Genomic DNA, 22,545 nt, shown 5'->3' on the forward strand with positions numbered 1-22,545 from the left:
AACGGTCCGTGGAAGCGGATGCAGGTATTTTTCAGCCCGTGCGGTCAGGTTTTACTTGATGCAACCGGGGAATATTGCTATCATAGCCATAATACATGTAGAAAAGGTGTGGTTAAACATGGGAAACCGGGCCTACAATTTTAACGCGGGTCCTGCGGCGCTTCCGCTTGAAGTGCTGCAAAAAGCGCAAGAGGAGCTTGTCGAATTTCAAGGAATCGGCATGTCAATTATGGAAATCTCGCACCGCAGTGCGGAATACGAGCAGGTTCATAACGAAACGCAAGCGTTGCTGAAAGAAATTTTCAGCATTCCGGAAGGATATCAAGTGCAGTTCCTGCAAGGCGGAGCGAGCACGCAATTTGCCATGATTCCGATGAACTTCCTGAAAGCCGGCAAGGTTGGCAGCTACGTGCTGACAGGCGCCTGGGCTGAGAAAGCGATCCAGGAAGCGCAGCTGTTCGGCGAAGTGCAGCTGGCAGCCAGCTCGAAGGATCAGAAATTTATGAAAATCCCTGCACTCAGCGAGATTGTCATTCCCGAGAATGCCGCTTATTTGCACCTGACGTCGAACGAGACGATTGAAGGCGCACAGTTCCAAAGCTTCCCGGATACGGGCAGCGTGCCACTGATCGGCGACATGTCGTCCGATATTTTGAGCCGTCCGGTGGATGTGTCGAAATTTGCGATGATCTATGCGGGCGCGCAGAAAAACCTCGGACCTTCTGGTGTTACGGTCGTTATTTTGCGTGAGGACATGCTTCAGGACTTGCCGAAAAACATCCCGACCATGCTGCGTTACGAGATTCATGCGAAAAACAATTCGCTTTACAATACGCCGCCGGTGTATTCGATTTATATGGTGAATCTTGTGCTCAAATGGATCAAAGGCCAAGGTGGTCTGGCAGCCGTGGAGAAAAACAACCGGGAAAAAACCGGCCTGATCTACAGTGCCATCGATCAAAGCGGCGGCTTCTTCCGTGGTCCGGTTGACGTGGGTAGCCGTTCGATGATGAACGTAACGTTCCGTCTCGCCGATGAAGAGCTGGAGAAGAAATTCATCAAGGAAACAGCAGCGCAAGGCTTCGTTGGCCTCAAAGGCCACCGCAGCGTAGGCGGTCTGCGCGCATCGACGTACAACGCCGTGCCTTACGAGGCTTGCAAGGCGCTGGCCGATTTCATGATCGATTTCCAAAAACGCAACGGCTAAGCGAGCTTGTCCGCCGTTTGGCGATAGCCGCATCCCCTGCGCGCGTCTCGGTTGAGGCGCGCGTTTTGCGCGCGGTCCGGCAAGCGGCTGCTCGATTGCTCGACTGCTTGGCTGGGTGCGTAGTCATGTTGGTGCGGAATCGTGGGAGTGGCGGGCAACACGTCCGGTAAATAAAAACAGGCGTCTGTCGGCAGACACCTGTTTGCAACGAACATGTGCGAAATCGCGAGAAAAAGCATCAAGCCAGCACTTCCTTGGCTGCAGGCTCGGTCAGCTTGTAGCCGACGTTGCGAATCGTGATGATGTATTCCGGATTACGGGCGCTGCTCTCCAGCTTGTCGCGAAGATGGGAGATGTGCACGTCGACGATCCGCGTGTCGCCGAGGAAGTGGTAGTCCCATACGCCGTGCAGCAGCTGCTGGCGGCTGAGCACCTTGCCGCGATGCTTGCACAGGAACAGTAGCAGCTCGAATTCCTTAGGCGTCAAATCAACTGGCGTGCCGTTGACGGCGACCTCGCGCTGGTCGGGCTGGATCGTCAGCTGGCCGATCTGGATCGGTGTTTGCGCAGGGGCCGTCGGCAGCGTCTGGACGCGGCGCAGGATGGCTTGAATCCGCGAGATCAGCTCGGGCGGACTAAAGGGCTTGGTCATGTAATCGTCGGCGCCGTTGTCGAGGCCGGCGATTTTGTCGGACAGGTCCTGCATGGCCGTCAGCATAACGATCGGCACGAGGTTGTTGTGGTGGCGCAGCTTGCGGCACACCTGGAAGCCGTCCATTTTGGGCAGCATCAAGTCCAGTACGATCAGGTCCGGACGAAACACGGGAATCGCTTCGAAGACGGCTTCGCCGTCGTAGACGCAATGAACGTCAAATCCGGCGAGCTTGAGATTGAATTCAATCAGCATGGAAATGGAAGGCTCGTCATCGACGATCAAAATTTTCTTTTTCATCGATCGTTGGCTCCTTTATGTCGAGGGATAGTATTCTATGTTTATTGTGGCAAAAATCTGTCATCGACGGATTAAGATGACGTAAAGCCAGTGTAAAATTGCATTCGGCTTGCGGTTGTAATAGGATAGAAGGGATGAGGTGAACGTCGGTAATGGCTTTTCATATTGTGCTGGTGGAGCCGGAAATTCCCGCCAATACGGGAAATATATCGCGTACGTGCGCAGCGACGGGGACGTATTTGCATCTGGTGCGGCCGCTGGGCTTTCAGATCGACGACAAGACGCTGAAGCGTGCGGGATTGGATTATTGGCCATCGGTCAAATTGGAGGTTCATGATTCGTTTGCCGAGGTGCTGGAGGCGTACGCAGAGCATCGGTTTTTCTTTGCGACCACGAAAGCGAAGAAGCGGTATACGGATTTTGCGTTTCAGGACGGGGATTTTTTCGTGTTTGGCAGGGAAACGCGCGGATTGCCGGAGGAGCTGCTGGCCGAGCATCCCGAGACGCTGATGCGGATGCCGATGTCGGATGCGGTACGTTCGCTGAATTTGTCGAATTCGGCGGCGATTATTTTGTATGAGGGCTTGCGGCAAACGGGTTTTGCCGGCCTGACGTAAGAAAGGAGCTGTATGTACGTGACTGCAGCGCAAGAGACTACGATTCCTCAAGCGGATTTTGCGATTATTAGCGGTTCGAGTATGTTTTCGATTCAGTTTCCGGAGGACCTGAACCGGGCGGATATCGAGATGCTGGCGACCGGATTGGTGTTCGATACTCCTTACGGCGAAAGCCCGGAGTTCAAGCTGTTCCGGCAGGGCGACAAGCGGGTGCTGAATGTGCGGATGCACGGCTGGCGGCCGAATGTGGTTACGCGCGGCGTTGCTTCGCAGCAATTGTTCTGGGTGCTTGGACAAGCCGGCGTGAAGAAGATTTTTGTCGAAGGCGGCGTCGGCAGCATCAATCATTTGCTGGAGCTGCGCGACCTGGTGATTCCCAACGATTACATCGACAATTCGATGCGCAAGGACGTCGGGCTCGGCGGCCCGTATTTGCTGGTGATGCGCGAAGCGATTTGTCCGACGCAGGCTGCGGCGCTAACCGATGCGGCTCGCCGGCATACGGCGCAATCGTTCGTGGAAGAGGCGCAAGCGGAGGAAGGCGAACAGAAATCGCGTACACCGCGTCCGCGCCACGTATTTGACCGCGGCATTTACGTCAATACGGACGGCCGCCATTTTGAAAGCCCGGCGGAGGTGCAGATGTTCCGCGGCTGGCACGGCGACATTGTCGGGCAGAGCATTTGTCCCGAGGTCTACTTGGCCCGGGAAATCGGCGCTTGCTATGCGGGCATTTATATGGTGGTCAATTATGCTGAAGGCATTATCAAGGATTGGGATCACAAGGATTTGTCGGACATTTTCTATGGCGAATCGCAGCGGATCGGGCATATTTTGCTGGATGCGCTGGCAGGAATTGACCAAGAGCAAAATGCTTGCAACTGCTTGTCCTTGCGTAAAGCAACTCTTTTGAAGGAAATTCAGGATTTGGATTCAAAGTAGAAGGAATTCCTGTGACTATGGCGAATTAGGTACGATATAACAGCGTATACATATTTAAAAGCTAGTTCCAGAGTCATGGAAAAGCAATTTTAGAAAGAGGTGAAGTCCTATGATGAAGCCAGCAGGAGTTGTACGTAAAGTCGATCAATTGGGACGAATTGTTTTGCCAAAGTCGTTGAGAAAGCGTTACCAGATGAATGAAGGGGACCCGGTGGAGATTCTTGTTCAAGGTGACCATATCATTCTTGAGCGTTACCGGCCGAAATGCGTGTTCTGCGGAAACATGGAGCAGGTCAGCGAATTCAGAGAACGCCATATTTGCGGTGTGTGCCTTGCAGAAATGAACGAACTGAAAACCCGGGCGTAAGGTTGTCCGGTGCCAAAGAAAAAGCATCGCTTCCCGAGGGAAGACGATGCTTTTTTTGTTGGCGGCAGGCAGGCTGTGCGACCTTCGCGAATCCTTACAGCCCTTTGGTTTTATCGTCGTTGTAAGCAGCCGTCAGCATAGCGACTACGAACAATACAAATACCATGATAGTGATCCAAAATGCAGCTGACATATACAGGCACCCCCTACAAAAATAACGAAACCGGAACTCATTAACGTCTATTATAACCCAACGTGCGGCAAAAAAGAAACGAATAAACTGTGAATTTTCTCTATTTGAAAAAGAGCAGGTGCGTCGCAAGCGGACGCAGCCGGCCGTCGGACGGATGATTGATCACCGTGCCGTTAAAGACAAGCGTCGACGAGCCGCCGCCGTCAAGGTTGTAGGCATCGCGTACGCCCAGCGCCTGCAAGCGATCCTGCAGCTCGGCGAGCGTCGCGCCGGAATTGCCGCTTTCATCGCGGCCATCGGTGACAATAAACAGCAGCTGGTCGTTTTTGTAATTACCGACAATCGTGCGCGCGGCGCGGACCGGCGATGTCTGCCAGCGTGCGGGAATTGCCGCTTTGGCACCGCTTTGCAGCAACGTCGGGACAAACGTCGAGCCCATCAGCGGCTGCAGCTTGTCCAGCTCCGACTGGCTGGAGAATTTGCCGCCAATCAGCCGCAGCTTTTGGTCCAGTCCGATGAAGACCGTATCGTTGTTGGTGGGAAAAAAGCCGTTAACGTATTTGCTGCCGATGACCGTGGTATCCATCGGGTAGCGGCGGCCGCGATTATCGTCGGCAAAGCCGCCGGCATTGATGGCGGCGATGGCGCCATAGCGGCTGGAGGCTTCAAGCGTTGTCTCGCTGCTGCCCAGCTTGTCTTTGCCAAGGACGAGCTTGACGGCTTTGTCGTTTTTGAGATTGACCTTGAGCGCATAGCCGTTGTAATGCGTGTCGCTAAGCGCAAACAGCTTGAGGTCGATATTGCCTGACGACGCCTGACGCAGCGGCTGGCCTAGCCGGGCTGTGATCCGGCTGTCGTAGATCAAGCCCGGCCGGGCCGCTTGCGCCGTGGCGGCGCTGAGCATGGCGTTCATTTGCGCGGCGCTTTTGGCATACACCTCGTAATATTGCTCGATGGTGGATTTGATTTGCGCGGCGTCGGCTTGCGCCAGATCGAGCTTGGCTGCCGTCGTCTGTGCGCCGGCGAGCAGCGGCCCGGCTGCAGCCGTTGCGGCTTGCGCAGACGGGCGAATCAGTGCGGGCAGCTCGATATGTGCCTGCTGGGCCAGCAGCCAGACTAAAGCGCCGAGGAAGGGGGCGCAGGCGAGCAGCAGCAGACGGTTGATTTGCTGAACGGGAATGATCATTTCAGCACATCCAGATTATGCTGAAGCTCGTCCAGCTTTTTTTTGACTTCCTCCAACTGGGTGTAGAGCTGGTTGCTGTTGTCGGTTTTGCTGTTGGCGCTGTCTTTGGTGAAAGCCAGCAGCTCGTTCAGCGCTTCGACCTTTTTCTCCAGCGCCTCGACCTCGGCATTGACGCTGGTTCGCAGATCGTCGACCTGTTTTTGGTAATCGGCTTCGACGGACTGGAGCTGCTCAGTGGTTTGCTTGGCGATATCGGCAGTGATTTGCTGCTTCAGGTGCTCGCTATACAGCACGGCGCCGGTGACGCCGATTGCGACCAGCACAAGCCAGCCGACAAGCAGCAGCACGTAGGTTTTTCTGCGGGTCTTGGCCGATTTGCCGGAACGCGCAAAGCCGGCATCCTGCGCGGCAGGCTGAAGGGGCGTATTCATGATCCATCACCTCGTCAAGTTAGTGTCGCCCGTCAAGATTTTTTGCGGAATTCGTTAGGCGTAAAGCCTGTTTGCTTTTTGAACACTTTGCTGAAATATTTTTCGTCCTGATAACCGACCATCTCCGCAATCTGGGAAATGCGCAGGTTCGGATTGAGCAGCAGAAGCTTCGCTTTCTCGATGCGAATGGCGCCGAGATAATCGGACAAATTGACGCCAAACTCCATCTTGAATTTGCGGGAAATGTATTCGCGGCTGAGAAAAAAGCGGCTGGCGATGCTTTGCAGCGTGACGTCTTCATTGTAGCGGCTTTCGATATAGGCGGCGATGTCGAAAATGACGTTATGCTCCTTCTGCTGGCGGCCGAGCAGCGCCTTGGACAGATCGAGGATGTCGCGCGTCAGCTCTTGCTGATACAGCGGCAGCGACACAATGCCGTGCTCGTCGAGCGGCACGATCATGCCCGGCGCTTCGCCGAGCGCGGTCAGCTGCTCATCCGGCTCGCTGCCGGCCGGCACGGACTCGCGCACCCAGCGGCGCTTGAGGATGGCATATTCGCGCCACCAGTGATCGAGCAGCTCCAGCGTGATGCACGGCAGCTGCTTGAGCGCATCGACCCATAGCTGCACCGCCGCCTGGACCTGCTCGCTGCTGCCGCTGCGGATCGCCAGATGGATGCGCTCGGCGTAGTCGCTGAACTGCACGGCACGTTGCGCGTGCAGGGGCGGTCCCGCGGCTGCGTCGTGGACCCAAGTCAGCTTCGCCAGCAGGTTGCGCTGGCGAAGCGCGCCGCGCGCCTCCTCGTAGGAGCGGCGCAACTCGAACGGGAACGGGTGCGATCCGCCGATCCCGAAATCGAGCCGGCAGCGCAGCGTCGTGCGCAGCCCTTCGTTGATGCCCGCCAGCAGAGCGGCGGGCTGTTGCTGCTGCTGCTCGTCCCACAGCAGCAGGACGATTTCGTTCTCGCTGTTCCAGTAGCGGAACGCAAAGCCGACCGGCGTCGCCCGCAGAAATTCGTTGCAGATGTTAACAAGCGAGAAGAACAACAAATCCAGGTTGTTCTGAAATTTCATCTTCAAGCTGCGCTCCATCGTGTCGAGACTTAATATAGCGACGCGGCAGGCGGCCAGCGCGCGAGGCAGGCCCAACTCCTTCTCCAGCTGCGCCGCGGCTCCCTCGTACAAGGTCGGCTCGACGAGCAGATTGGACAGCAGCTTCTCCCAATACACCGGCTTGAGCCGGTTAACCTCGATGCTGCGCTCCAGTTGATGAGAGCGCTCGCCCTCTTCGCGGCACCACGTATCGACTGCTTTGGCCAGCGCTTCGTCGAGCTGCTCGGGATCAATCGGCTTGAGAATGTAGTCGGTGCCGCCGTATTTGACGGTATGGCGCAGGAGGGAGAAGTCGTCGTGCCCGCTGATCACGACCGTCTTGCTCGCCGGAGCGTTCGTATGCAGCCATTCCAGCAGCTCGACGCCGCCAACGCCGGGCATCATCATATCGGTCATAATAATTTCCGGCTTCTCAATGCGTACGCAGTCAATGGCGGTTTGTCCATCGGCTGCTTCCAGAACCGTATCGATACCGTGACGGCTCCAGTCGACCAGTAGCCGAATGGCGTCGCGGACGTGCTTTTCATCGTCGACAATCAGTGCCTTCAACTTGATTCCTCCTTGGTAAGCGGAATGATCAGCGTGACAATCAAGCCGCGCGGCTGTGCGGCTGTCAACGTAAGCTCAGCGCGGTCGGAGAAGCTCAGCTGCAGCCGCGACAGCACGTTGCAGAGGCCGATGCCTTCTTCGGCCCCCGTGGCCGGAGCGGTCAGCGACATGCGCACCTCGTCCATCCGGTCTTCGCTCAAGCCGCTGCCGTTATCCTCGACGCGCACGATCAGGACAGGTTGCTCCTCGCGTTCGCCGCGCTTCATCGCGATGCGCAAAAGTCCGATGCCCAGCGCCGGCTGGAAGCCGTGTTTGAAATAATTTTCCACAATCGGCTGGAGAATCATCTTGGGCACTTCCACGGCGAGCAGCTCCGGCTCGGTATCGTATTCGATTTCGAGCTGCTGGTCGAAGCGTTGCTTTTGCAGCTCCAGATAGGATTTGACATGCTCCAGCTCCTTGCGCAGCGTCACGGACGATTCGTGCGTGTTCATGCTGTAGCGCATCATTTTGGCCAGCGAGGAAATGAGATCGTAAATGCGCCGTTCGTTATGCTGCAGCGCCAGCGTGCCGATCGATTGCAGCGCATTGTTCAGGAAATGCGGGTTGATTTGCGCCTGCAGCACCCGCAGCTGATTCGATTTGTTAGCCAGCTCCAGCCGGTATTCGCGCATGACCATCTGCTCCAGATTCTGGATCAGCACATGGAAGCGGTTGGCTAGAATGCCTAACTCGTCCGTCCGCGACAGCTCGATCTCGGCGTTCATTTGTCCGGCCTGAATTTTCGTGATGTAGCGAATCAGCTTCTTGATCGGCGAAGTGAAGCGGATGGAGATGAAAACCGTCGCCGCAATAACGATGACGAGAAACAAACTGAGCACGAGCGTGTTGATCAGCGTGAGCTGGCGGGCGTTTTTGTACAGCACATCGAGGGGGATGCGCTTGACGATCGTCCAGTCGACAGCGTCGGTTTGCATATTTTCATATAAATTAATGCCGTTAAATTCATCGCCGTTCCAAGCAAAGCTGCCCTGCGCGCTACTGCTGCCGATCGCTTTGAGCGCCCAGCTCTGGGTCAGCTTGCTTCCCCATTGGGCGGGATCGGGGCCGTATATAACCGTGCCGTCCTTGGCGAGAATGTACAGCTCCTCCTTACCGGATTCGTGCAAATCCTCGCAGACGCTGGTTATCACGCTCAGATCAAGGTCGATGATCAGCTCGCCCAGCACGCGATTTTCGGGGAAATTAATAATACGCCGATGCATAGACAGAACGGGAATCGGTGAAGGATATGTGGTAAGCGGAATATCGTAATTGGTCATAATGTGCGTAGGCTCGAAATAGACGTCCCGGCCGGCCGGAAACGCCGGCAGCTTGGCATAAGGGCCATTGGCCATTTTGGACAAGTCGTGCACCATCAGAAAAGAGCGGTCGCTCGCTTTGGCATACAGATAGATTTGCTGAATCTCTTTAACGGAATGCGACATGACCTGCAAGCCGCTGGTAATTTGCTTGCCGCCCAAATAATTGATTTCCGGCTGCTGCAGCGTATAGTAGCGCTCATCGTTCGTATAGATCGTCAGCGATGCCTGCGCGACGCCGTTCAAGTAGTTGATCAAGTTGGTTTTGCCTTGCGAGATCAGCGCGGAGTTGGTCTTGATCGTTTCTTCGGTTACCCGATCCTTCGTAAACGCATACGTGACAATGATCGAGGTCACAATAGGAACCAGCGTAGCGGCCAGCAAAAAAAGCACAAGCTTGTTGCGGATGCTGTTTTTGATCATAACGGATCATCCCGGTTCTTTTGGATTTGTACCCTACATTGTAGCAGGTGAGGTCAACAAATTCCACCTAAAGCGTCACGAGAGTCTGTGTATTGCAGGCGTGGCGGCTTATATACTAAAGGTACATAAATCATGAAAGCAAGGAGGAATGTGGTTATGGAAAGCAAGAACGGCTTTGCCCGCCTCATGCAGCAATGGGTTTTCCTCGGACCGGCGCTGCTCTTTTTCACCGTCATTGTGCTGGCTCCGTTTCTGATGAGCATTTATTACTCGTTTACCGAATGGAACGGCGTCACCTCTCACATCAAGATGAACGGACTGGACAACTTCAAGCACATTATTTTTGATGACAAGGACTATCATAACGCATTTTGGTTCACAACGCGCTTTAGTATCACAAGCGTAATTTTGACCAATCTGGTCGGCTTTTTGCTGGCGCTGATGCTGACGCAGGCGCTGAAGACGCGCAATGTGCTGCGGACGATTTTTTTTATGCCCAACGTCATTGGCGGCTTGCTGCTCGGTTTTATCTGGCAGTTTATTTTCGTCAAAGGGTTCGCAATGATCGGCGAGTTGACCCACATCGGATTTTTCGAGCTTCCGTGGCTCGGCGACGCGCCGACCTCGTTCTGGGCGATTGTGATTGTCAGCGTCTGGCAGGGCTCCGGCTACCTGATGATCATTTACATCGCAGCGCTGATGAACGTGCCCAAGGATATGGTGGAAGCCGCCTACATCGACGGGGCGACCCGCTGGCAAATGCTGCGGCAGATTACGCTTCCGCTGATTATGCCGGCCATTACGGTATGCTTGTTCCTGACGATTTCCTGGTCGTTCAAAATCTTCGATCTGAACTTCTCGCTCACCAAGGGCGGACCGTTCGGCTCGACGGAATCGGTATCGATCAACATTTATCAGGAAGCGTTCCGCAACAACCGCTACGGACTCGGGACGGCTAAAGCCTTTGTCTTCTTTATCGTGGTGGCGATCATTTCGACAATCCAGGTTGTCTATACGAAACGCAAGGAGGTTGAAGTGTAATGCCGACAGCCAAACGTTATTCCGCCCGCCTTTTTTCACTTGAAGTGCTGGCCATTGTGGTTGCCATCGTGTTCCTGGTTCCGTTCTACTTCGTTATCGCCAATTCGATGAAGACGTTCGCCGAGCTGGTGACGAATACGGCGAGCCTGCCGAAAAGCCTGAATTTCGACAACTATGTCAAGGTGTGGGGCATCATCAAATTCCCGCGCGTGTTCTTCAACTCCTTGATCATCACGGTGGTGAGCAACATCGGTCTGGTCGTCATCAGCTCGATGGCTGCATATCAAATTCTCAGAAGACCTTCGAAATTCAACGCGCTGGTGTTTCTCGCCTTCGTCGCGGCAATGGTCATCCCGTTCCAGTCGATCATGATTCCGCTGGTCCGCGTCGCCGACATCGTCAACATTATGGGCACCCGCTACGGTCTGATCTTCTGCTACTTCGGCTTCGGCGTCTCGCTGAATGTGTTCCTGTACCACGGCTTCCTTAAATCGATTCCGCTGGAGATCGAGGAGTCGGCGCGAGTGGACGGCAGCAGCCCTTACGGGGTTTTCTGGCGCATCGTGTTCCCGCTGCTCAAGCCGATGAGCATTACCATCGTGATCTTGAACAGCCTGTGGATCTGGAACGACTACCTGCTGCCGTCGCTGATCCTCAACAGCCCGAATTTGCGGACGATTCCGCTTGCGACCTATTCGTTTTTCGGCCAATATACAAAGCAGTGGGATTTGGCGCTGGCCGCGCTGGTGCTCAGCGTGCTGCCAATCATCATTTTTTTCCTGACGCTGCAAAAGCATATTATTGAAGGAATTACAGCCGGTTCCGTAAAAGGATAACAGTTCAACATCTTCCACCTTTATGTTCAATATTCTCGGTGTTCCGGGTTAACACAACTCTTTACAATAAACCATGTAGACAACGAAACAAAAGAAAAAAGGGAGGCTTTACACAATGAAAAAGTTAACGATGGTAAGCTTGGCTGCCGCGATTTCGCTTTCGATGATTGCAACCGGCTGCGCCAAAAAAGAAGAATCCGGCTCCACGTCCAGCCCGGCTGCAACAAACGGGGCAGCGGCTACCGCGGAAAGCGGCAAACCGGTTACAATTAAAATGTTCCAGTTCAAGGTCGAAATCGCCGATCAGCTCGCCAAGCTGGTGGATGAATACCATAAAGAAAATCCGAACGTTACGATTCAGATCGATACAGTAGGCGGCGGCGCGGACTACGGCGCAGCGCTGCTGGCGAAATTCAACTCCGGCGACAAGCCTGATATTTTCAACAACGGCGGCTTCTCCGACCTCGACAAATGGATCGAGAACCTCGAAGACTTGTCCGACCAGCCTTGGGTGAAGGACCTCGTCCCGGTTGCCAAAGAGCCAATGACCAAAGACGGCAAGCTTTACGGCCAACCGCTGAACCTCGAAGGCTACGGCTTCCTGTACAACAAAGACCTGTTTGCCAAAGCGGGCATCACCGAGCTGCCAAAAACGATTACCCAACTGGAAGACGCAGCGAAAAAACTGCAAGCCGCCGGTACTACACCTTTCGTAAACGGCTATGGCGAATGGTGGGTCCTGGGCAACCATTTCGTGAACATTCCGTTCGCACAGCAGCCTGATCCGAACGCCTTCATCGACGGCCTGAACAAAGGCACGGCGAAAATTCCGGGCAACGAAGCCTTCAACAACTGGGTGAGATTGTTCGACCTGCAATTGCAATACGGCAACAAAAACCCGCTGCAAACCGACTACAAAACGCAAGTAACGGATTTTGCAACCGGCAAAGCGGCCATGACGCAACAAGGCAACTGGACGCAAGTCGAGCTGTCGCAAACGAATCCGGACCTGAAGGTTGGCTTCCTGCCAATGCCAATCAGCGACGACGCAACGGCTAACGACAAGCTGCCTGTAGGCGTACCGAACAACTGGGTGATCAACAAAAACTCCGCTGTGAAGGAAGAAGCGAAGAAATTCCTGAACTGGATGGTTACTTCCGAAACAGGTAAAAAATATATCACGAACGAATTCAAGTTCATCCCGGCGTTCACGACGATCTCCGCAGACGAATCCGTTCTTGGACCGCTGGCTTCCGATATCATGAAATACAGCCAAGCCAACAAAACGTTGAGCTGGAACTGGTTCAAATTCCCGGGCGGCGAAGCGTCCAGCAAAAAATTCGCCGATACGATGCAAGCGTATGTAGCGAAAAAAGTAACGAAAGAGCAAATGCTCGACGAATTCCAAAAAACGTGGGACAGCTTGAAAAAATAAGCTGCCTCGATCGTCAAAACCCCGGCCGATGCCGGGGTTTTGTTGTTGTTGGCGTCGCGTTGCGCCGTGCGCGGAAAATCCGCCGCCTGGCGCAGACGGCAAGAAAGACAGCAAACGCTGATTGACAGGGCTGTCTGCTTGGGCAGAAATGACTCGTGCGATGCGGTTTACACCTCGAGGACAACACAAAGACGGCCCGCTGGCGAGCCGTCTTTGTCGGTATATGGATGTGCGGTGTTATCTGACGAACGTGTTGCTTTGCAGCTGCTGCTCGGCGATTTGCACAAGCTTGCGAGTGATATGGCCGCCGATGGCGCCGGCATCGCGGGAAGCCATGAAGCCGTAGTAACCGTCTTGAGGAATCTGGATGCCAAGCTCTTGAGCAACCTCTACCTTCATTTGGTCCAATGCGGCTGTGGCTTGCGGGACGACTAAGCTGTTGCTGGATCTTTTTGACATGTTCATCATCCTTTCGTGGGAGAGTAACGTTAGTATGGCCGGTAAGCGTTCTATTATGCAGGACAAGAAAAAAACACGGCCTGTTGCAGTGAATAGATTGGCATGGATGGCAGATAGCACGGGTAAGCTAGAGATAAGGACAAGAATGTCAAGAAAGGGAGGAAGACGGATGGAGGCTTATGACAGCATTATCGTCGGCGGGGGGATTGCCGGCTTGCAGGCTGCGATTCAGCTTGGCCGTTACGAGCACAAGGTGTTGGTCATTGACAGCGGCAGCGGACGTTCTTCGATGTGCCGCAGCTATCACAATGTGCTGGGTTGGCCGGATGGCGTGTCGGGCGAGGAGCTGCGGCGACTCGGCCGATTGCAGGCGGAGCGGCTTGGCGTGGCGTTTGCCGCCGACGAGGTGGTGCAAGCGGTGGCTGTCGGCAAGAACGGCCCGCAGTTCGAGCTGTGGGGGAAAACCGGCAAAGGGTATGAAGCAAGCACTTTGCTGCTGGCGACAGGTTTGCTCGACCGCTGCCCGGATGTGCCGGGCTTGCGGAGTTGTCTGGGATTGACCGTCTATGTCTGCCCGGACTGCGACGGCTACGAAATTCGCGATAAATCAACGCTGGTGCTGGGCAGCGGCGATGCCGGGGCTTCGATGGCGCTGCTTCTGCGGGAGCGGACGTCCAAGCTGCTGTATGTCAATCACGGCCATAAAGCCGTCAAAGCCGAGCTGCTGACGGCGTTGCAGGCGCAAGGGATCGGTTATGAAGCGGGCGATATCGTCTCTGTGCAGACGGAAGGCGAAGGACAGTTCGGCGGCGTGACTTTGGCCAGCGGCCAGCGCCTGGCGGCGGAGCGGGCGTTCATTGCCTTCGGCTGCAACGAGGTGCGCTCCGATCTGGCCCGTCAGCTTGGCGCGGAGCGGCTGGAGAATCGCCATATCGTGACCGATCCGCGCAGCAAAATGACCAGCGTGCCCAACGTCTGGGCTGCCGGGGATGTCGGCGTGCATGCCGAGCAGGTGACGATTGCGATGGGCGAAGGCTCGCAAGCGGCCATCTGGATGCACAAAGCGCTTGTGGCGCAGCGCGAGGCGCGGCGGCCGCAGCAGCCCGTCCTGCCTTAGCGGACGGGGGACTCCTCCAAGCGCCCAAGCTCCAGAACCTCCGAAGCTGCTGCTTCTATAGCTGCAATAGCTTCTACGGCTTCTGCGGAGCTTGCGGCATCGGCCGCCGAGCCCATCGAGCGTCCAAACGCCGGCAGCACGTGCCCGTAATGCGCCAGCGCCTGCTCGCCAAGCGGCGTGAGCCCGTATTCGCCGCGCCGGATGCGGATGAACCAGCGGTAGACGTTCTTCTGCAGCAGGCCGGCGACGGCGCGATGGCCGGTAAGCTCACGCAGCCGTCGCGGGCTGAGCGGGCCTTGCTCGCGCAGCAAATAGGCGCAGTGCAGCGATCTCTCGCGGTAGGCGGTCATCAGCTTTTGCCGGGTACTGCCGCCGACGTTATAATCGCCGCTGCGTTCGTGAAATTCCTGCACCACCCGGCCTGCCGCCCGTTTATTGGCGCGCAGCGTATAGGGCACCGGCTCGCTGACGATTTCGACAGCGGGCTGTTTGCGTTTGAAAAATTGCACGGTAATAACGCCCAGCCCCAGCATCCGGCACAGGCGGCTGATGTCGTCCCAATGCAGCCGATGCGGCGCCCGGCCCTTATTCGGCAGCTCGAAGGCGACATATACGTCGCTCGTCAGCTTCAGCCGCTCAATGCCCTGCACGAGCAGCGGTATATTGAAGCTTTTTTTCAGCTCGACGACAACCGGCGGCTCGTCGCCGCGAATCGCGACCAGATCGCAGTGCTTCACCTCGCCGCGAACTGCGTAGCCGCGCTCCTCGAAGAATCGTTTGATCGGAGCGTACAGCTCCGTTTCGTGCTGAATCGGCATGGTCCTTCAGCGGCCTCCTTGCCCGCCGCGCAGCGCGCTGCGGAATGTATGTTCTCTATTATAGCACAGCCGTGCCGGCGATTTCTTTTTTCGCAGCGTTAAAATTTCGGGAAACTTATCCTCAAGGAGCGCATAGGATTGTAATACACAAATCACCATCACGAGCTGACCTGAAAGAGATGAGGTAGCAGTGAAAGGAGGTACCCATGGACATATTCAAGAGGATCACGGAGCACCGGACGGAGAAGCAGAAGCTGGCATGGACCGGTACGTTCGCGGAGTACATAGAATTGGTTCGGCACAATCCCGGATTGGCGAAGCCGGCGCACACCCGTGTCTATGAAATGATCGCTTCTCAGGGTATCGACGACGAGAGCGGGCAGAAGTCCTACAAGTTCTTCAATCAGGAGATGTTCGGTCTGGACCGTTCCATCGAAAAGCTGGTGGAGGAATATTTCCATTCCGCCGCCCGCCGGTTGGATGTGCGCAAGCGGATTCTGCTCTTGATGGGACCCGTGAGCGGCGGTAAATCGACGCTGGTGACGATGCTCAAGCGCGGCTTGGAGCGCTTCTCCATGACCGACCGCGGAGCGGTGTATGCGATCAAGGGCTGCCCGATGCACGAGGAGCCGCTGCATTTGATTCCGCAGGAGCTGCGGGAGGAGGTCGAGCGCGAGCTGAACGTGCGCATCGAAGGCGCGTTGTGCCCGTCGTGCCAAATGCGGTTGAAAACCGAATACAACGGCTGCATTGAAGATGTGCAGGTCGAGCGCGTATTCATTTCCGAAGAAAACCGGATCGGCATCGGCACCTTCAGCCCGTCCGACCCGAAATCGCAGGATATCGCCGATCTGACCGGCAGCATCGACTTCTCGACGATTACCGAGTTCGGTTCCGAATCGGACCCGCGGGCCTACCGTTTCGACGGCGAGCTGAATAAAGCGAACCGCGGGATTATGGAGTTCCAGGAAATGCTCAAATGCGACGAAAAGTTTCTGTGGAATTTGCTGTCGCTGACCCAGGAGGGCAATTTCAAGGCCGGAAGGTTCGCGTTGATTTCCGCCGATGAATTGATCATTGCGCATACGAACGAATCGGAATATAAGACGTTTATCGCCAATAAAAAGAACGAAGCGCTCCAGTCGCGGATGATCGTCATGCCGGTGCCGTATAACCTCAAGGTGACGGACGAGGAAAAAATTTATTTCAAGCTGATCGGGCAAAGCGATATGTCGCATATTCATATTGCGCCGCATGCGCTGCGGGCCGCCGCGATTTTCTCGATTCTGACCCGACTCAAGGAAACGAAAAAGCAGGGCATGGACCTGTTGAAAAAAATGCGCATGTACGACGGGGAAGCCGTCGAAGGCTACAAGGAAGCCGATCTCAAGGAGATGCAAAACGAGTTCACTGACGAGGGCATGAGCGGCATCGACCCGCGTTATGTCATCAACCGGATCTCCAGCGCCCTGATCCGCCAGGATTTGCAGTGCATCAATGCGCTTGACGTGCTGCGCGCGCTCAAGGACGGCCTTGACCAGCACCCTTCGATAACAAAGGATGAGCGAGAGCGGTTCTTGAACTTCATCTCCGTGGCGCGCAAGGAATACGACGAGTTGGCGAAGAAAGAAGTGCAAAAAGCATTTGTCTATTCCTTCGAAGAATCGGCCAAAACGCTGTTCGACAACTATCTTGACAACATCGAGGCTTATTGCAACTGGGGCAAAATCAAGGACCCGCTGACCGGCGAGGAGATGGACCCGGATGAGCGGCTGATGCGTTCGATCGAAGAGCAAATCGGCATATCGGAAAATGCCAAAAAAGCGTTCCGCGAAGAAATCCTTATTCGCATCTCGTCTTACTCGCGCAAGGGGCGCAAGTTCGATTACAGCAGCCACGAGCGGCTGCGCGAAGCGATTGAGAAAAAGCTGTTCGCCGACCTCAAGGATATCGTCAAAATCACCACGTCGACGAAAACGCCGGACGAACGCCAGCTCAAACGGATCAACGATGTGACGAAGCAGTTGATCGACGAGCACGGCTACTGCCCGGTCTGCGCCAACGAGCTGCTGCGGTATGTCGGCAGCTTGCTGAACCGCTAAGCCCTTCAGAAAACAGTTGTTCGCAACGATAGTCGGACATAAGCAAAAGCGCGAGCTTACAGGCGTTACGGCCTGATAGCTCGCGCTTTTTGGCGTGCGAAAGAGGTCTGACGGACGGGATGCGCTCCAGCTTGCTTGTAGATTGCGGGCGGTTTTGGGCGCGAGAAGCCGCATGGCGGCGAAGGCTTGCGGTTTATCTGGAGCCGACGGCGGCCGGCAGCGTTATGCGCACGGTTGTGCCCTCGTTCAATTCGCTGGAAATCGTCATCTGTCCGCGATGATTTTCGATGATTTTGTAGCTGACCATGAGTCCAAGCCCGGTGCCTTTTTCTTTGGTCGTATAAAAAGGCTCGCCGAGCCGCGGCAGCCGCTCTTCGGGAATGCCGATGCCGTTGTCGGTAAACGTCAAGGCGACTTCACGGCTGCCGGAACGCGTCGCCTCGACGATGATTTCCCCGCCTTCGGCCATCGCGTCGATGGAATTGGTCAGCACGTTGATGAATACCTGCTTGATCTGATTTTCGTCGCACAAAATCGGCGGCAAATCGTCCTCCAGCCGGCCGATGATTTCCACGTTGTTCATCAGCGCCTGCGAGCTCATCAACGCGATCGTGTTGTTGACGATATCGGCGACGGCCTTCGATTGGAAGGAAACGGCTTGCGGCTTGGCAATGACCAGAAATTCGCTGACGATGAAATTAATCCGCTCAAGCTCGGACAGCATGATGTCATAATAATGGGCGAAGTCGTTATGCTTGCTTTTGAGCAGCTGCGCAAAGCCTTTCAGCGAAGTGAGCGGGTTGCGAATTTCGTGGGCGACGCCGGCGGCGAGCTGGCCGACAATCGACAGCTTTTCCGATTTGATCAGCAGCTCTTCGGCCCGTTTTTCCTCGGATATATCTTTATAAATGACGTACACGCCGGCAATTTCCTCGTCAACGACAATCGGCACGTTGATCAGGCTGAGCGAGATGGTATGGCCCAGCTTGTGGATCAGCGAAATCCGGTAGGTCTGCGTTTCACCGAGCAGTGTCCGCTGAAAATGCTCCTGCCAGCGCAGCGCGTCTTCGGGCGCAACCATGTGCTGGACCGACTGCCGCAGCAGCTCGTCCGCGCTGTAGCCGGTAATGCGCTCTGTCGCCGGGTTGACGCTGATGAAGTGTGCCTCGCGGTCAAACGAGCAAATGCCGTCGGGGTTGTTCTCGAACAGCGATTTGTAGCGCTGCTCGCTTTCCTCCAGCCTTTTCTCTGCGCGCGTGCGCTCGTAAATCGCCTGAATCATCGCATAGGAGCGGAAAAACAGATCGTCCGTGCTTTGCGCGACCAGACTGCGCAGCTTCCCGGCCGAATCGCCGCCCAGGGGAAAGCCAAGCGCCTTCTCAGCGTTGGCAATGCGCAGCAGCTCCATGACCTTCAGAATATGCTCGCGATGAATGCGCGCGGCGGAAGCGGTTTTGACCCACTGACGCTCAGCGGTTCCCAAATATACGATGCCTTTGGACGGATCGTAATGCGTGATGAAATTCATATTGACCAGATTGGATTGGTCGATCAAACGAAAGCCGTCTTCGAACAGCCATTCTTCGAAGGCTTCGAGGGAAGCGGAATAATAAAAGACGTCATCCAGCGTATGAATACGGTATTCTTTATCGCGGATACATTCGATTTTAATGACATCGGCGGCAGGTATAAGCAGCGTGGCCGATCCTTTTTTGCCGTCGCGTGTAACCGGGATTTTGCGCATGCGTTCAGCTCCTGATTGATTTGCTGCTGTACCTACATTATACCTCTTTTGGGCAGATAAATGTTTGCGGCCGCCCGTTTTTCTTATTTATAATAATTATAAAATAATATTGACTTTTATCTTATATTATTTATAATAATTATTAAGTGATACTCATTATCAGCGAATGAAACGCGAGAGGATGTGGAGCCATGTACGATGTTATTATTATCGGCGGCGGACCGGCGGGGGCGTCGGCAGCGATTTATACGGCCAGAGGCAGCTTGCGCACACTGGTGATCGACAAAGCGCCCAATACCGGAGCGCTGGCTGTTACGCACAAAATCGCCAATTACCCGGGCGTCGAGGACCCGCTGACCGGCAAGGAATTGCTGGAGCGGATGCGCAGCCAAGCGGCGGGCTTTGGCGCAGAATTCGTGCAAACGACGATTACGGCTGTCGATCTGGAAGGCGAAACCAAATACGTCTTTACGGCTGACGGCATTTATGAAAGCAAAGCGGTTATCGTCGCGACTGGCTCCAAGGGACGTAACCGGATGCTTCCGGGTGAGGAACGGCTGCTCGGACGCGGTGTGAGCACATGTGCCACCTGCGACGGCGCTTTCTTCGTCGGCAAGACGGTAGCGGTGATCGGCGATTCCGAAGAGGCGCTTGATGAAGCGCAGGCGCTGACCAAGTTTGCGAGCAAGCTGGTGTTTATCGTGCCGCGGCCGGAGCTGCAGGGCGTCAGCCATGTGCCGGAGCTGGCCAACACGGAGCTGCGCTTCAAAACCAAGCCGCTGGAAATTATCGGCGATGAGCGGGTAACGGCCGTGAAGGTGCGCAGCGGTGCGGGCGCGGAGGAAGAGCTGGAGGTCGACGGCGTGTTTGTGTTCATGTCGGGGAGTAAGCCCGGCACCGATTTTTTGCAGGATCAAGTGCCTTTGGATGAAGACGGCTTTATGATCGTCGATGCGTTCATGCAATCGTCGGTTCCCGGCGTATTCGGAGCCGGCGAGGTGCGGCGCTCCCCGGTCAAGCAAGCGGTCGTCGCTGCTGCCGACGGCGCGATTGCTGCGATGGCGGTCGACAAGTTTATCAACAAACGGGCTCAACTGATCCCGCAATATAAGTAAATACAGGTACTTTTAAAAAAGGAGAGAAACGCCATGTCTAATGTCATTGTTTATTCCAGCACTAACTGTCCCTACTGCCAACAGCTCAAAAAATATTTGACGGATCAAAACGTCGCTTATGAGGAGCGCAATATCGATTTGAACGATCAATACGGTCAGGAGCTGCACGATATGGGTATGATGTCGCTGCCGGTAACGGTCATCGGCGAGCATAAAATTCTTGGTCTTAATGTTACCCGGTTGAAAAAAGCGCTGGCCGAAGCGGCTGTTTGACGAGGAGGAACCGACATGACACAAGCACAATTCACGATCACTGAACAACCTGCCGTGGCCAAAATCGGCCTGCCGGCGCCAAGCTTCAGCCTGCTGTCCACCAAAAATATGGAAACGCTCGACGAGCGTGTTACGCTGGAGGACTACCGCGGGAAATGGCTCGTCTTTTTCTTCTGGCCATTTGACTTTACCTTTGTGTGCCCGACGGAAATTACTGCCTTCAGCGACCATTACGAGCAGTTTCTGGAGCTGGATTGCGAAATTGTCGGCGCGTCGGTCGACAGTGTGTACACGCACCGGGCCTGGACACAGACGCCTCGCGAGCAAAACGGCATCGGCGCTGTCCGGTTCCCGCTGGTCAGCGACTTTTTCAAGGAAACGGCTCGCGCTTACGGTGTCTTGGACGACGAATCCGGCGCGGCGCATCGCGGCTTGTTTATCATCGATCCCGACGGCGTGCTGCGTTATCAAGTCGTCACCGACATGAACGTTGGCCGGAGCGTCGATGAGACGCTGCGCGTCCTGCAGGCGCTGCAAGCAGGCGGCCTCTGTCCGGCGAACTGGAAGCCGGGGGACAAGACGCTGTAAGGAAAGCTTGTTATCCAAGGAAGCAGGCAGCCAGTCGGTCAGTCAGGATGCCTGCAAATCTGAATCGTTTTATGTAAGCAAAACCTCTGCAAGCCCCTGAGAAGGAGCCGCTCGCAGAGGTTTTGTCCGTTTGGCGGCGGAAGTTGAGCTGTAGCCGGATTTTACGGCAGCCAGACGCGAAGGGGCAGCGAATCGCCGGCGGCTGCAGCCGGTCGTAAAAGTGGCGTTCGGCAGATAAGGTTTACATAGTGCTTGTGGGCAAAGTAAGCTAAACTAGAATAGCGCAGAAGCGCAAGATTCGACATCCGGGGGATCGACCATGAGTAACCTTTCAACACAACCGGCGCGTGTGCGGCTGACGGAGATCAATATCGTGCGGGCCATCGCGATTCTGGCCGTGATCATGATTCACGCTACCTCCGAAGGGACGTACGTGCCCGTAGCGGGCAGTTCCACGCAGCGGATGTTTTTTTCGCTGAATATGTTCGGTTCGTTTGCCGTTCCCGTGTTTATTTTTGTTAGCGGGCTGGTTTTGTTTTATCGGTATGATGCCGGCTGGCGGGCGCGCGATACGGTGGAATTTTATAAAAAAAGAATCATCAGCGTCGTGTATCCGTATGTGTTGTTTTCGCTGTTTTATGATTTGTTTTATCAATATCTGAACACGCGGACGCTCAGCTTCAGCTTGGTCGGGTTCCTCAAACTGCTGCCGCTGGGCGATGCCGGTTATCATTTGTATTTCATGATCATCATTATGCAATTCTACGTGCTGTTTCCGCTGCTGCTCTCGGCGTTCAAAGCGTGGCCGTTGCTGGCCCGCGCCATGCCGGCGGTTGCCGTGCTTGTCCAGCTTGTATATCATGTCGCAACATCAGGCATCGTAGTACCGCACAGTGCGACGTTGTTTATCACGTATTTCGCCATTTTTGTGCTTGGCGGCTATGTCGGCATCCATTATCCGGCAGCGAGCGTTTGGGCGAGGCGTTACTGGGGCGTGCTGCTGGCGGGGGCGCTGATTGCGGGTGCGGCTTTCGTCGGGCTGTATTGGCTGGTGTACTACGGCAAACAGCCTGTCGCCGGGGGCTGGTTCCGGCTGGCCTACAATGCGTTCGCACTGCTGGCCGCCGTGGCGCTGATCGGCTGCGGCAAGCGATTGCTGGAGAGCGGCGGCTGGCCGGTCAAGGCGCTGCTACGGCTTGGACAGGTTTCCTTTGGCCTGTATCTGGTGCATCCCGCCGTACTCAGTGCAATCAAGGCGGTGGTGGATACGCCGGGGGATATTGCAGCTTTTCGCTGGTATATTGCCGGTTATTGGGTGACGACTGTAGCGGGTACCTGGCTGCTGGTCGAGGTCTATTTGCGTCTCCAGCGCAGGTGGCTGAACCGGCGAAGCCGCCAGGGCAAGCGTCAGCGGGGAGAACAGTAGGTAAAGATACGGGCTGCGATGCTGCGGTTTCCGCACCGTGAAAGCGAGTAATGGAGCGTAGTGCCGGTCGTATGTCGGTGGTGAGGTCCGGCTTTGACGCTGCTTTTTGCATCCAATCGGTTGTTCGGAGAGAAAGCGGCAGCTTTTTGAGGTAGGGAGAAGAGGGGGACATCCCGTTCAAACCGGATCGCGCGCGAGTTCCGGCGTCCGGTACGGGCCTTATAAGGGTCCGATAGGACGGGTTGCAGCTT

Annotated in this window: 21 protein-coding genes; 13 read left to right on the plus strand and 8 right to left on the minus strand. The window is 55.4% G+C overall.

Features of this window, described 5'->3' with window-relative positions; all coding sequences use genetic code 11:
- The first annotated feature begins 118 nt into the window (after window positions 1-118).
- Window positions 119-1,207, plus strand: a complete 1,089-nt coding sequence (gene serC / locus B5M42_RS19420) for a 3-phosphoserine/phosphohydroxythreonine transaminase (RefSeq protein ID WP_134752760.1) — start codon at window positions 119-121, stop codon at window positions 1,205-1,207.
- A gap of 238 nt (window positions 1,208-1,445) precedes the next feature.
- Here serC and B5M42_RS19425 read toward each other — a convergent pair whose 3' ends face one another.
- Complete coding sequence (locus B5M42_RS19425; protein WP_134752762.1) at window positions 1,446-2,159, minus strand: response regulator transcription factor; 714 nt, start codon at window positions 2,157-2,159, stop codon at window positions 1,446-1,448.
- A gap of 152 nt (window positions 2,160-2,311) precedes the next feature.
- Here B5M42_RS19425 and trmL point away from each other — a divergent pair, with 152 nt between their 5' ends.
- The 3 genes from trmL (at window position 2,312) to B5M42_RS19440 (ending at window position 4,085) form a co-directional block, all read left to right on the plus strand.
- Window positions 2,312-2,776, plus strand: a complete 465-nt coding sequence (trmL, locus tag B5M42_RS19430) for a tRNA (uridine(34)/cytosine(34)/5-carboxymethylaminomethyluridine(34)-2'-O)-methyltransferase TrmL (RefSeq protein WP_134752764.1) — start codon at window positions 2,312-2,314, stop codon at window positions 2,774-2,776.
- An 18-nt stretch (window positions 2,777-2,794) separates the two neighbouring features.
- Window positions 2,795-3,718, plus strand: coding sequence for an MTAP family purine nucleoside phosphorylase (locus B5M42_RS19435; RefSeq protein WP_230633028.1), 924 nt, complete (start codon window positions 2,795-2,797; stop codon window positions 3,716-3,718).
- Window positions 3,719-3,830: 112 nt separating this feature from the next.
- Window positions 3,831-4,085 (plus strand): AbrB/MazE/SpoVT family DNA-binding domain-containing protein, encoded by a 255-nt coding sequence (locus tag B5M42_RS19440; RefSeq protein ID WP_167689914.1) that lies wholly within the window; start codon window positions 3,831-3,833, stop codon window positions 4,083-4,085.
- Window positions 4,086-4,378: 293 nt separating this feature from the next.
- Here B5M42_RS19440 and B5M42_RS19445 read toward each other — a convergent pair whose 3' ends face one another.
- Genes B5M42_RS19445 through B5M42_RS19460 form a run of 4 tightly spaced genes read right to left on the minus strand, consistent with a single transcriptional unit; the run spans window position 4,379 to window position 9,340 of the window.
- Entirely contained in the window at window positions 4,379-5,464 is a 1,086-nt protein-coding gene (locus tag B5M42_RS19445) for a phosphodiester glycosidase family protein (RefSeq protein ID WP_209280710.1), read from the minus strand.
- Window positions 5,461-5,895: a hypothetical protein gene (locus B5M42_RS19450; protein ID WP_134752770.1), complete on the minus strand. Its 435-nt coding sequence runs from the start codon at window positions 5,893-5,895 to the stop codon at window positions 5,461-5,463. Before B5M42_RS19450 ends, B5M42_RS19445 begins: the two co-directional genes overlap by 4 nt.
- Window positions 5,896-5,927: 32 nt before the next feature.
- Complete coding sequence (locus tag B5M42_RS19455) at window positions 5,928-7,556, minus strand: response regulator (protein ID WP_134752772.1); 1,629 nt, start codon at window positions 7,554-7,556, stop codon at window positions 5,928-5,930.
- Window positions 7,553-9,340, minus strand: a complete 1,788-nt coding sequence (locus tag B5M42_RS19460) for a cache domain-containing sensor histidine kinase (RefSeq protein WP_134752774.1) — start codon at window positions 9,338-9,340, stop codon at window positions 7,553-7,555. Before B5M42_RS19460 ends, B5M42_RS19455 begins: the two co-directional genes overlap by 4 nt.
- Window positions 9,341-9,496: 156 nt before the next feature.
- Between B5M42_RS19460 and B5M42_RS19465 the strand changes: the two genes are divergently transcribed.
- From B5M42_RS19465 to B5M42_RS19475, 3 genes are all read left to right on the plus strand, one after another.
- Window positions 9,497-10,381, plus strand: coding sequence for a carbohydrate ABC transporter permease (locus B5M42_RS19465; RefSeq protein WP_134752776.1), 885 nt, complete (start codon window positions 9,497-9,499; stop codon window positions 10,379-10,381).
- Window positions 10,381-11,217 carry a carbohydrate ABC transporter permease gene (locus B5M42_RS19470; protein WP_134752778.1) on the plus strand — a complete coding sequence of 279 codons (837 nt, stop codon included), beginning with the start codon at window positions 10,381-10,383 and terminating at the stop codon, window positions 11,215-11,217. Before B5M42_RS19465 ends, B5M42_RS19470 begins: the two co-directional genes overlap by 1 nt.
- A 115-nt stretch (window positions 11,218-11,332) precedes the next feature.
- A complete protein-coding gene (locus B5M42_RS19475) occupies window positions 11,333-12,652 on the plus strand; it encodes an ABC transporter substrate-binding protein (RefSeq protein WP_134752780.1) in 1,320 nt (439 codons plus the stop codon).
- Between the two features lie 237 nt (window positions 12,653-12,889).
- On the opposite strand, the gene B5M42_RS19480 is transcribed toward B5M42_RS19475, so the two are convergent.
- Window positions 12,890-13,117: an alpha/beta-type small acid-soluble spore protein gene (locus tag B5M42_RS19480; protein ID WP_329959328.1), complete on the minus strand. Its 228-nt coding sequence runs from the start codon at window positions 13,115-13,117 to the stop codon at window positions 12,890-12,892.
- 163 nt (window positions 13,118-13,280) lie between these two features.
- On the opposite strand from B5M42_RS19480, the gene B5M42_RS19485 reads away from it, so the two are divergent.
- The gene (locus B5M42_RS19485; protein ID WP_134752784.1) at window positions 13,281-14,228 is read left to right on the plus strand and encodes an NAD(P)/FAD-dependent oxidoreductase; all 948 of its coding nucleotides are present in this window, start codon (window positions 13,281-13,283) and stop codon (window positions 14,226-14,228) included.
- Here B5M42_RS19485 and B5M42_RS19490 read toward each other — a convergent pair.
- A complete protein-coding gene (locus B5M42_RS19490; RefSeq protein ID WP_134752786.1) occupies window positions 14,225-15,046 on the minus strand; it encodes a DUF2161 domain-containing phosphodiesterase in 822 nt (273 codons plus the stop codon). The genes B5M42_RS19485 and B5M42_RS19490 overlap by 4 nt on opposite strands.
- A 206-nt stretch (window positions 15,047-15,252) precedes the next feature.
- Here B5M42_RS19490 and B5M42_RS19495 point away from each other — a divergent pair, with 206 nt between their 5' ends.
- Window positions 15,253-17,148 carry a PrkA family serine protein kinase gene (locus B5M42_RS19495; RefSeq protein WP_134752788.1) on the plus strand — a complete coding sequence of 632 codons (1,896 nt, stop codon included), beginning with the start codon at window positions 15,253-15,255 and terminating at the stop codon, window positions 17,146-17,148.
- 193 nt (window positions 17,149-17,341) lie between these two features.
- Here B5M42_RS19495 and B5M42_RS19500 read toward each other — a convergent pair whose 3' ends face one another.
- Window positions 17,342-18,892 (minus strand): ATP-binding protein, encoded by a 1,551-nt coding sequence (locus B5M42_RS19500; protein ID WP_134752790.1) that lies wholly within the window; start codon window positions 18,890-18,892, stop codon window positions 17,342-17,344.
- A gap of 191 nt (window positions 18,893-19,083) precedes the next feature.
- Here B5M42_RS19500 and B5M42_RS19505 point away from each other — a divergent pair, with 191 nt between their 5' ends.
- The 4 genes from B5M42_RS19505 to B5M42_RS19520 all read left to right on the plus strand — a co-directional run bounded on the left by B5M42_RS19505 (window position 19,084) and on the right by B5M42_RS19520 (window position 22,294).
- Window positions 19,084-20,007 (plus strand): NAD(P)/FAD-dependent oxidoreductase, encoded by a 924-nt coding sequence (locus B5M42_RS19505; RefSeq protein ID WP_134752792.1) that lies wholly within the window; start codon window positions 19,084-19,086, stop codon window positions 20,005-20,007.
- Between the two features lie 33 nt (window positions 20,008-20,040).
- Window positions 20,041-20,280, plus strand: a complete 240-nt coding sequence (locus B5M42_RS19510; RefSeq protein ID WP_134752794.1) for a glutaredoxin family protein — start codon at window positions 20,041-20,043, stop codon at window positions 20,278-20,280.
- A 15-nt stretch (window positions 20,281-20,295) separates the two neighbouring features.
- Window positions 20,296-20,868, plus strand: a complete 573-nt coding sequence (locus tag B5M42_RS19515; protein WP_134752796.1) for a peroxiredoxin — start codon at window positions 20,296-20,298, stop codon at window positions 20,866-20,868.
- A 319-nt stretch (window positions 20,869-21,187) separates the two neighbouring features.
- Window positions 21,188-22,294, plus strand: a complete 1,107-nt coding sequence (locus tag B5M42_RS19520) for an acyltransferase (RefSeq protein ID WP_134752798.1) — start codon at window positions 21,188-21,190, stop codon at window positions 22,292-22,294.
- Window positions 22,295-22,545 lie beyond the last annotated feature (251 nt).

The sequence above is a fragment of the Paenibacillus athensensis genome, from assembly GCF_004514475.2.
Lineage (GTDB): Bacteria > Bacillota > Bacilli > Paenibacillales > NBRC-103111 > Paenibacillus_AL > Paenibacillus_AL athensensis.

Bases quoted from the DNA above. Each gene is read 5' to 3' on its own strand.
- B5M42_RS19510 (WP_134752794.1), top strand. From the start codon at position 20,041: ATGTCTAATGTCATTGTTTATTCCAGCACTAACTGTCCCTACTGCCAA.
- B5M42_RS19425 (WP_134752762.1), bottom strand. From the start codon at position 2,159: ATGAAAAAGAAAATTTTGATCGTCGATGACGAGCCTTCCATTTCCATG.
- B5M42_RS19475 (WP_134752780.1), top strand. From the start codon at position 11,333: ATGAAAAAGTTAACGATGGTAAGCTTGGCTGCCGCGATTTCGCTTTCG.
- B5M42_RS19460 (WP_134752774.1), bottom strand. From the start codon at position 9,340: ATGATCAAAAACAGCATCCGCAACAAGCTTGTGCTTTTTTTGCTGGCC.
- B5M42_RS19450 (WP_134752770.1), bottom strand. From the start codon at position 5,895: ATGAATACGCCCCTTCAGCCTGCCGCGCAGGATGCCGGCTTTGCGCGT.
- B5M42_RS19495 (WP_134752788.1), top strand. From the start codon at position 15,253: ATGGACATATTCAAGAGGATCACGGAGCACCGGACGGAGAAGCAGAAG.
- B5M42_RS19520 (WP_134752798.1), top strand. From the start codon at position 21,188: ATGAGTAACCTTTCAACACAACCGGCGCGTGTGCGGCTGACGGAGATC.
- B5M42_RS19470 (WP_134752778.1), top strand. From the start codon at position 10,381: ATGCCGACAGCCAAACGTTATTCCGCCCGCCTTTTTTCACTTGAAGTG.
- B5M42_RS19445 (WP_209280710.1), bottom strand. From the start codon at position 5,464: ATGATCATTCCCGTTCAGCAAATCAACCGTCTGCTGCTGCTCGCCTGC.
- B5M42_RS19465 (WP_134752776.1), top strand. From the start codon at position 9,497: ATGGAAAGCAAGAACGGCTTTGCCCGCCTCATGCAGCAATGGGTTTTC.
- trmL (WP_134752764.1), top strand. From the start codon at position 2,312: ATGGCTTTTCATATTGTGCTGGTGGAGCCGGAAATTCCCGCCAATACG.
- B5M42_RS19480 (WP_329959328.1), bottom strand. From the start codon at position 13,117: ATGAACATGTCAAAAAGATCCAGCAACAGCTTAGTCGTCCCGCAAGCC.
- serC (WP_134752760.1), top strand. From the start codon at position 119: ATGGGAAACCGGGCCTACAATTTTAACGCGGGTCCTGCGGCGCTTCCG.
- B5M42_RS19505 (WP_134752792.1), top strand. From the start codon at position 19,084: ATGTACGATGTTATTATTATCGGCGGCGGACCGGCGGGGGCGTCGGCA.
- B5M42_RS19440 (WP_167689914.1), top strand. From the start codon at position 3,831: ATGAAGCCAGCAGGAGTTGTACGTAAAGTCGATCAATTGGGACGAATT.
- B5M42_RS19490 (WP_134752786.1), bottom strand. From the start codon at position 15,046: ATGCCGATTCAGCACGAAACGGAGCTGTACGCTCCGATCAAACGATTC.
- B5M42_RS19515 (WP_134752796.1), top strand. From the start codon at position 20,296: ATGACACAAGCACAATTCACGATCACTGAACAACCTGCCGTGGCCAAA.
- B5M42_RS19485 (WP_134752784.1), top strand. From the start codon at position 13,281: ATGGAGGCTTATGACAGCATTATCGTCGGCGGGGGGATTGCCGGCTTG.
- B5M42_RS19500 (WP_134752790.1), bottom strand. From the start codon at position 18,892: ATGCGCAAAATCCCGGTTACACGCGACGGCAAAAAAGGATCGGCCACG.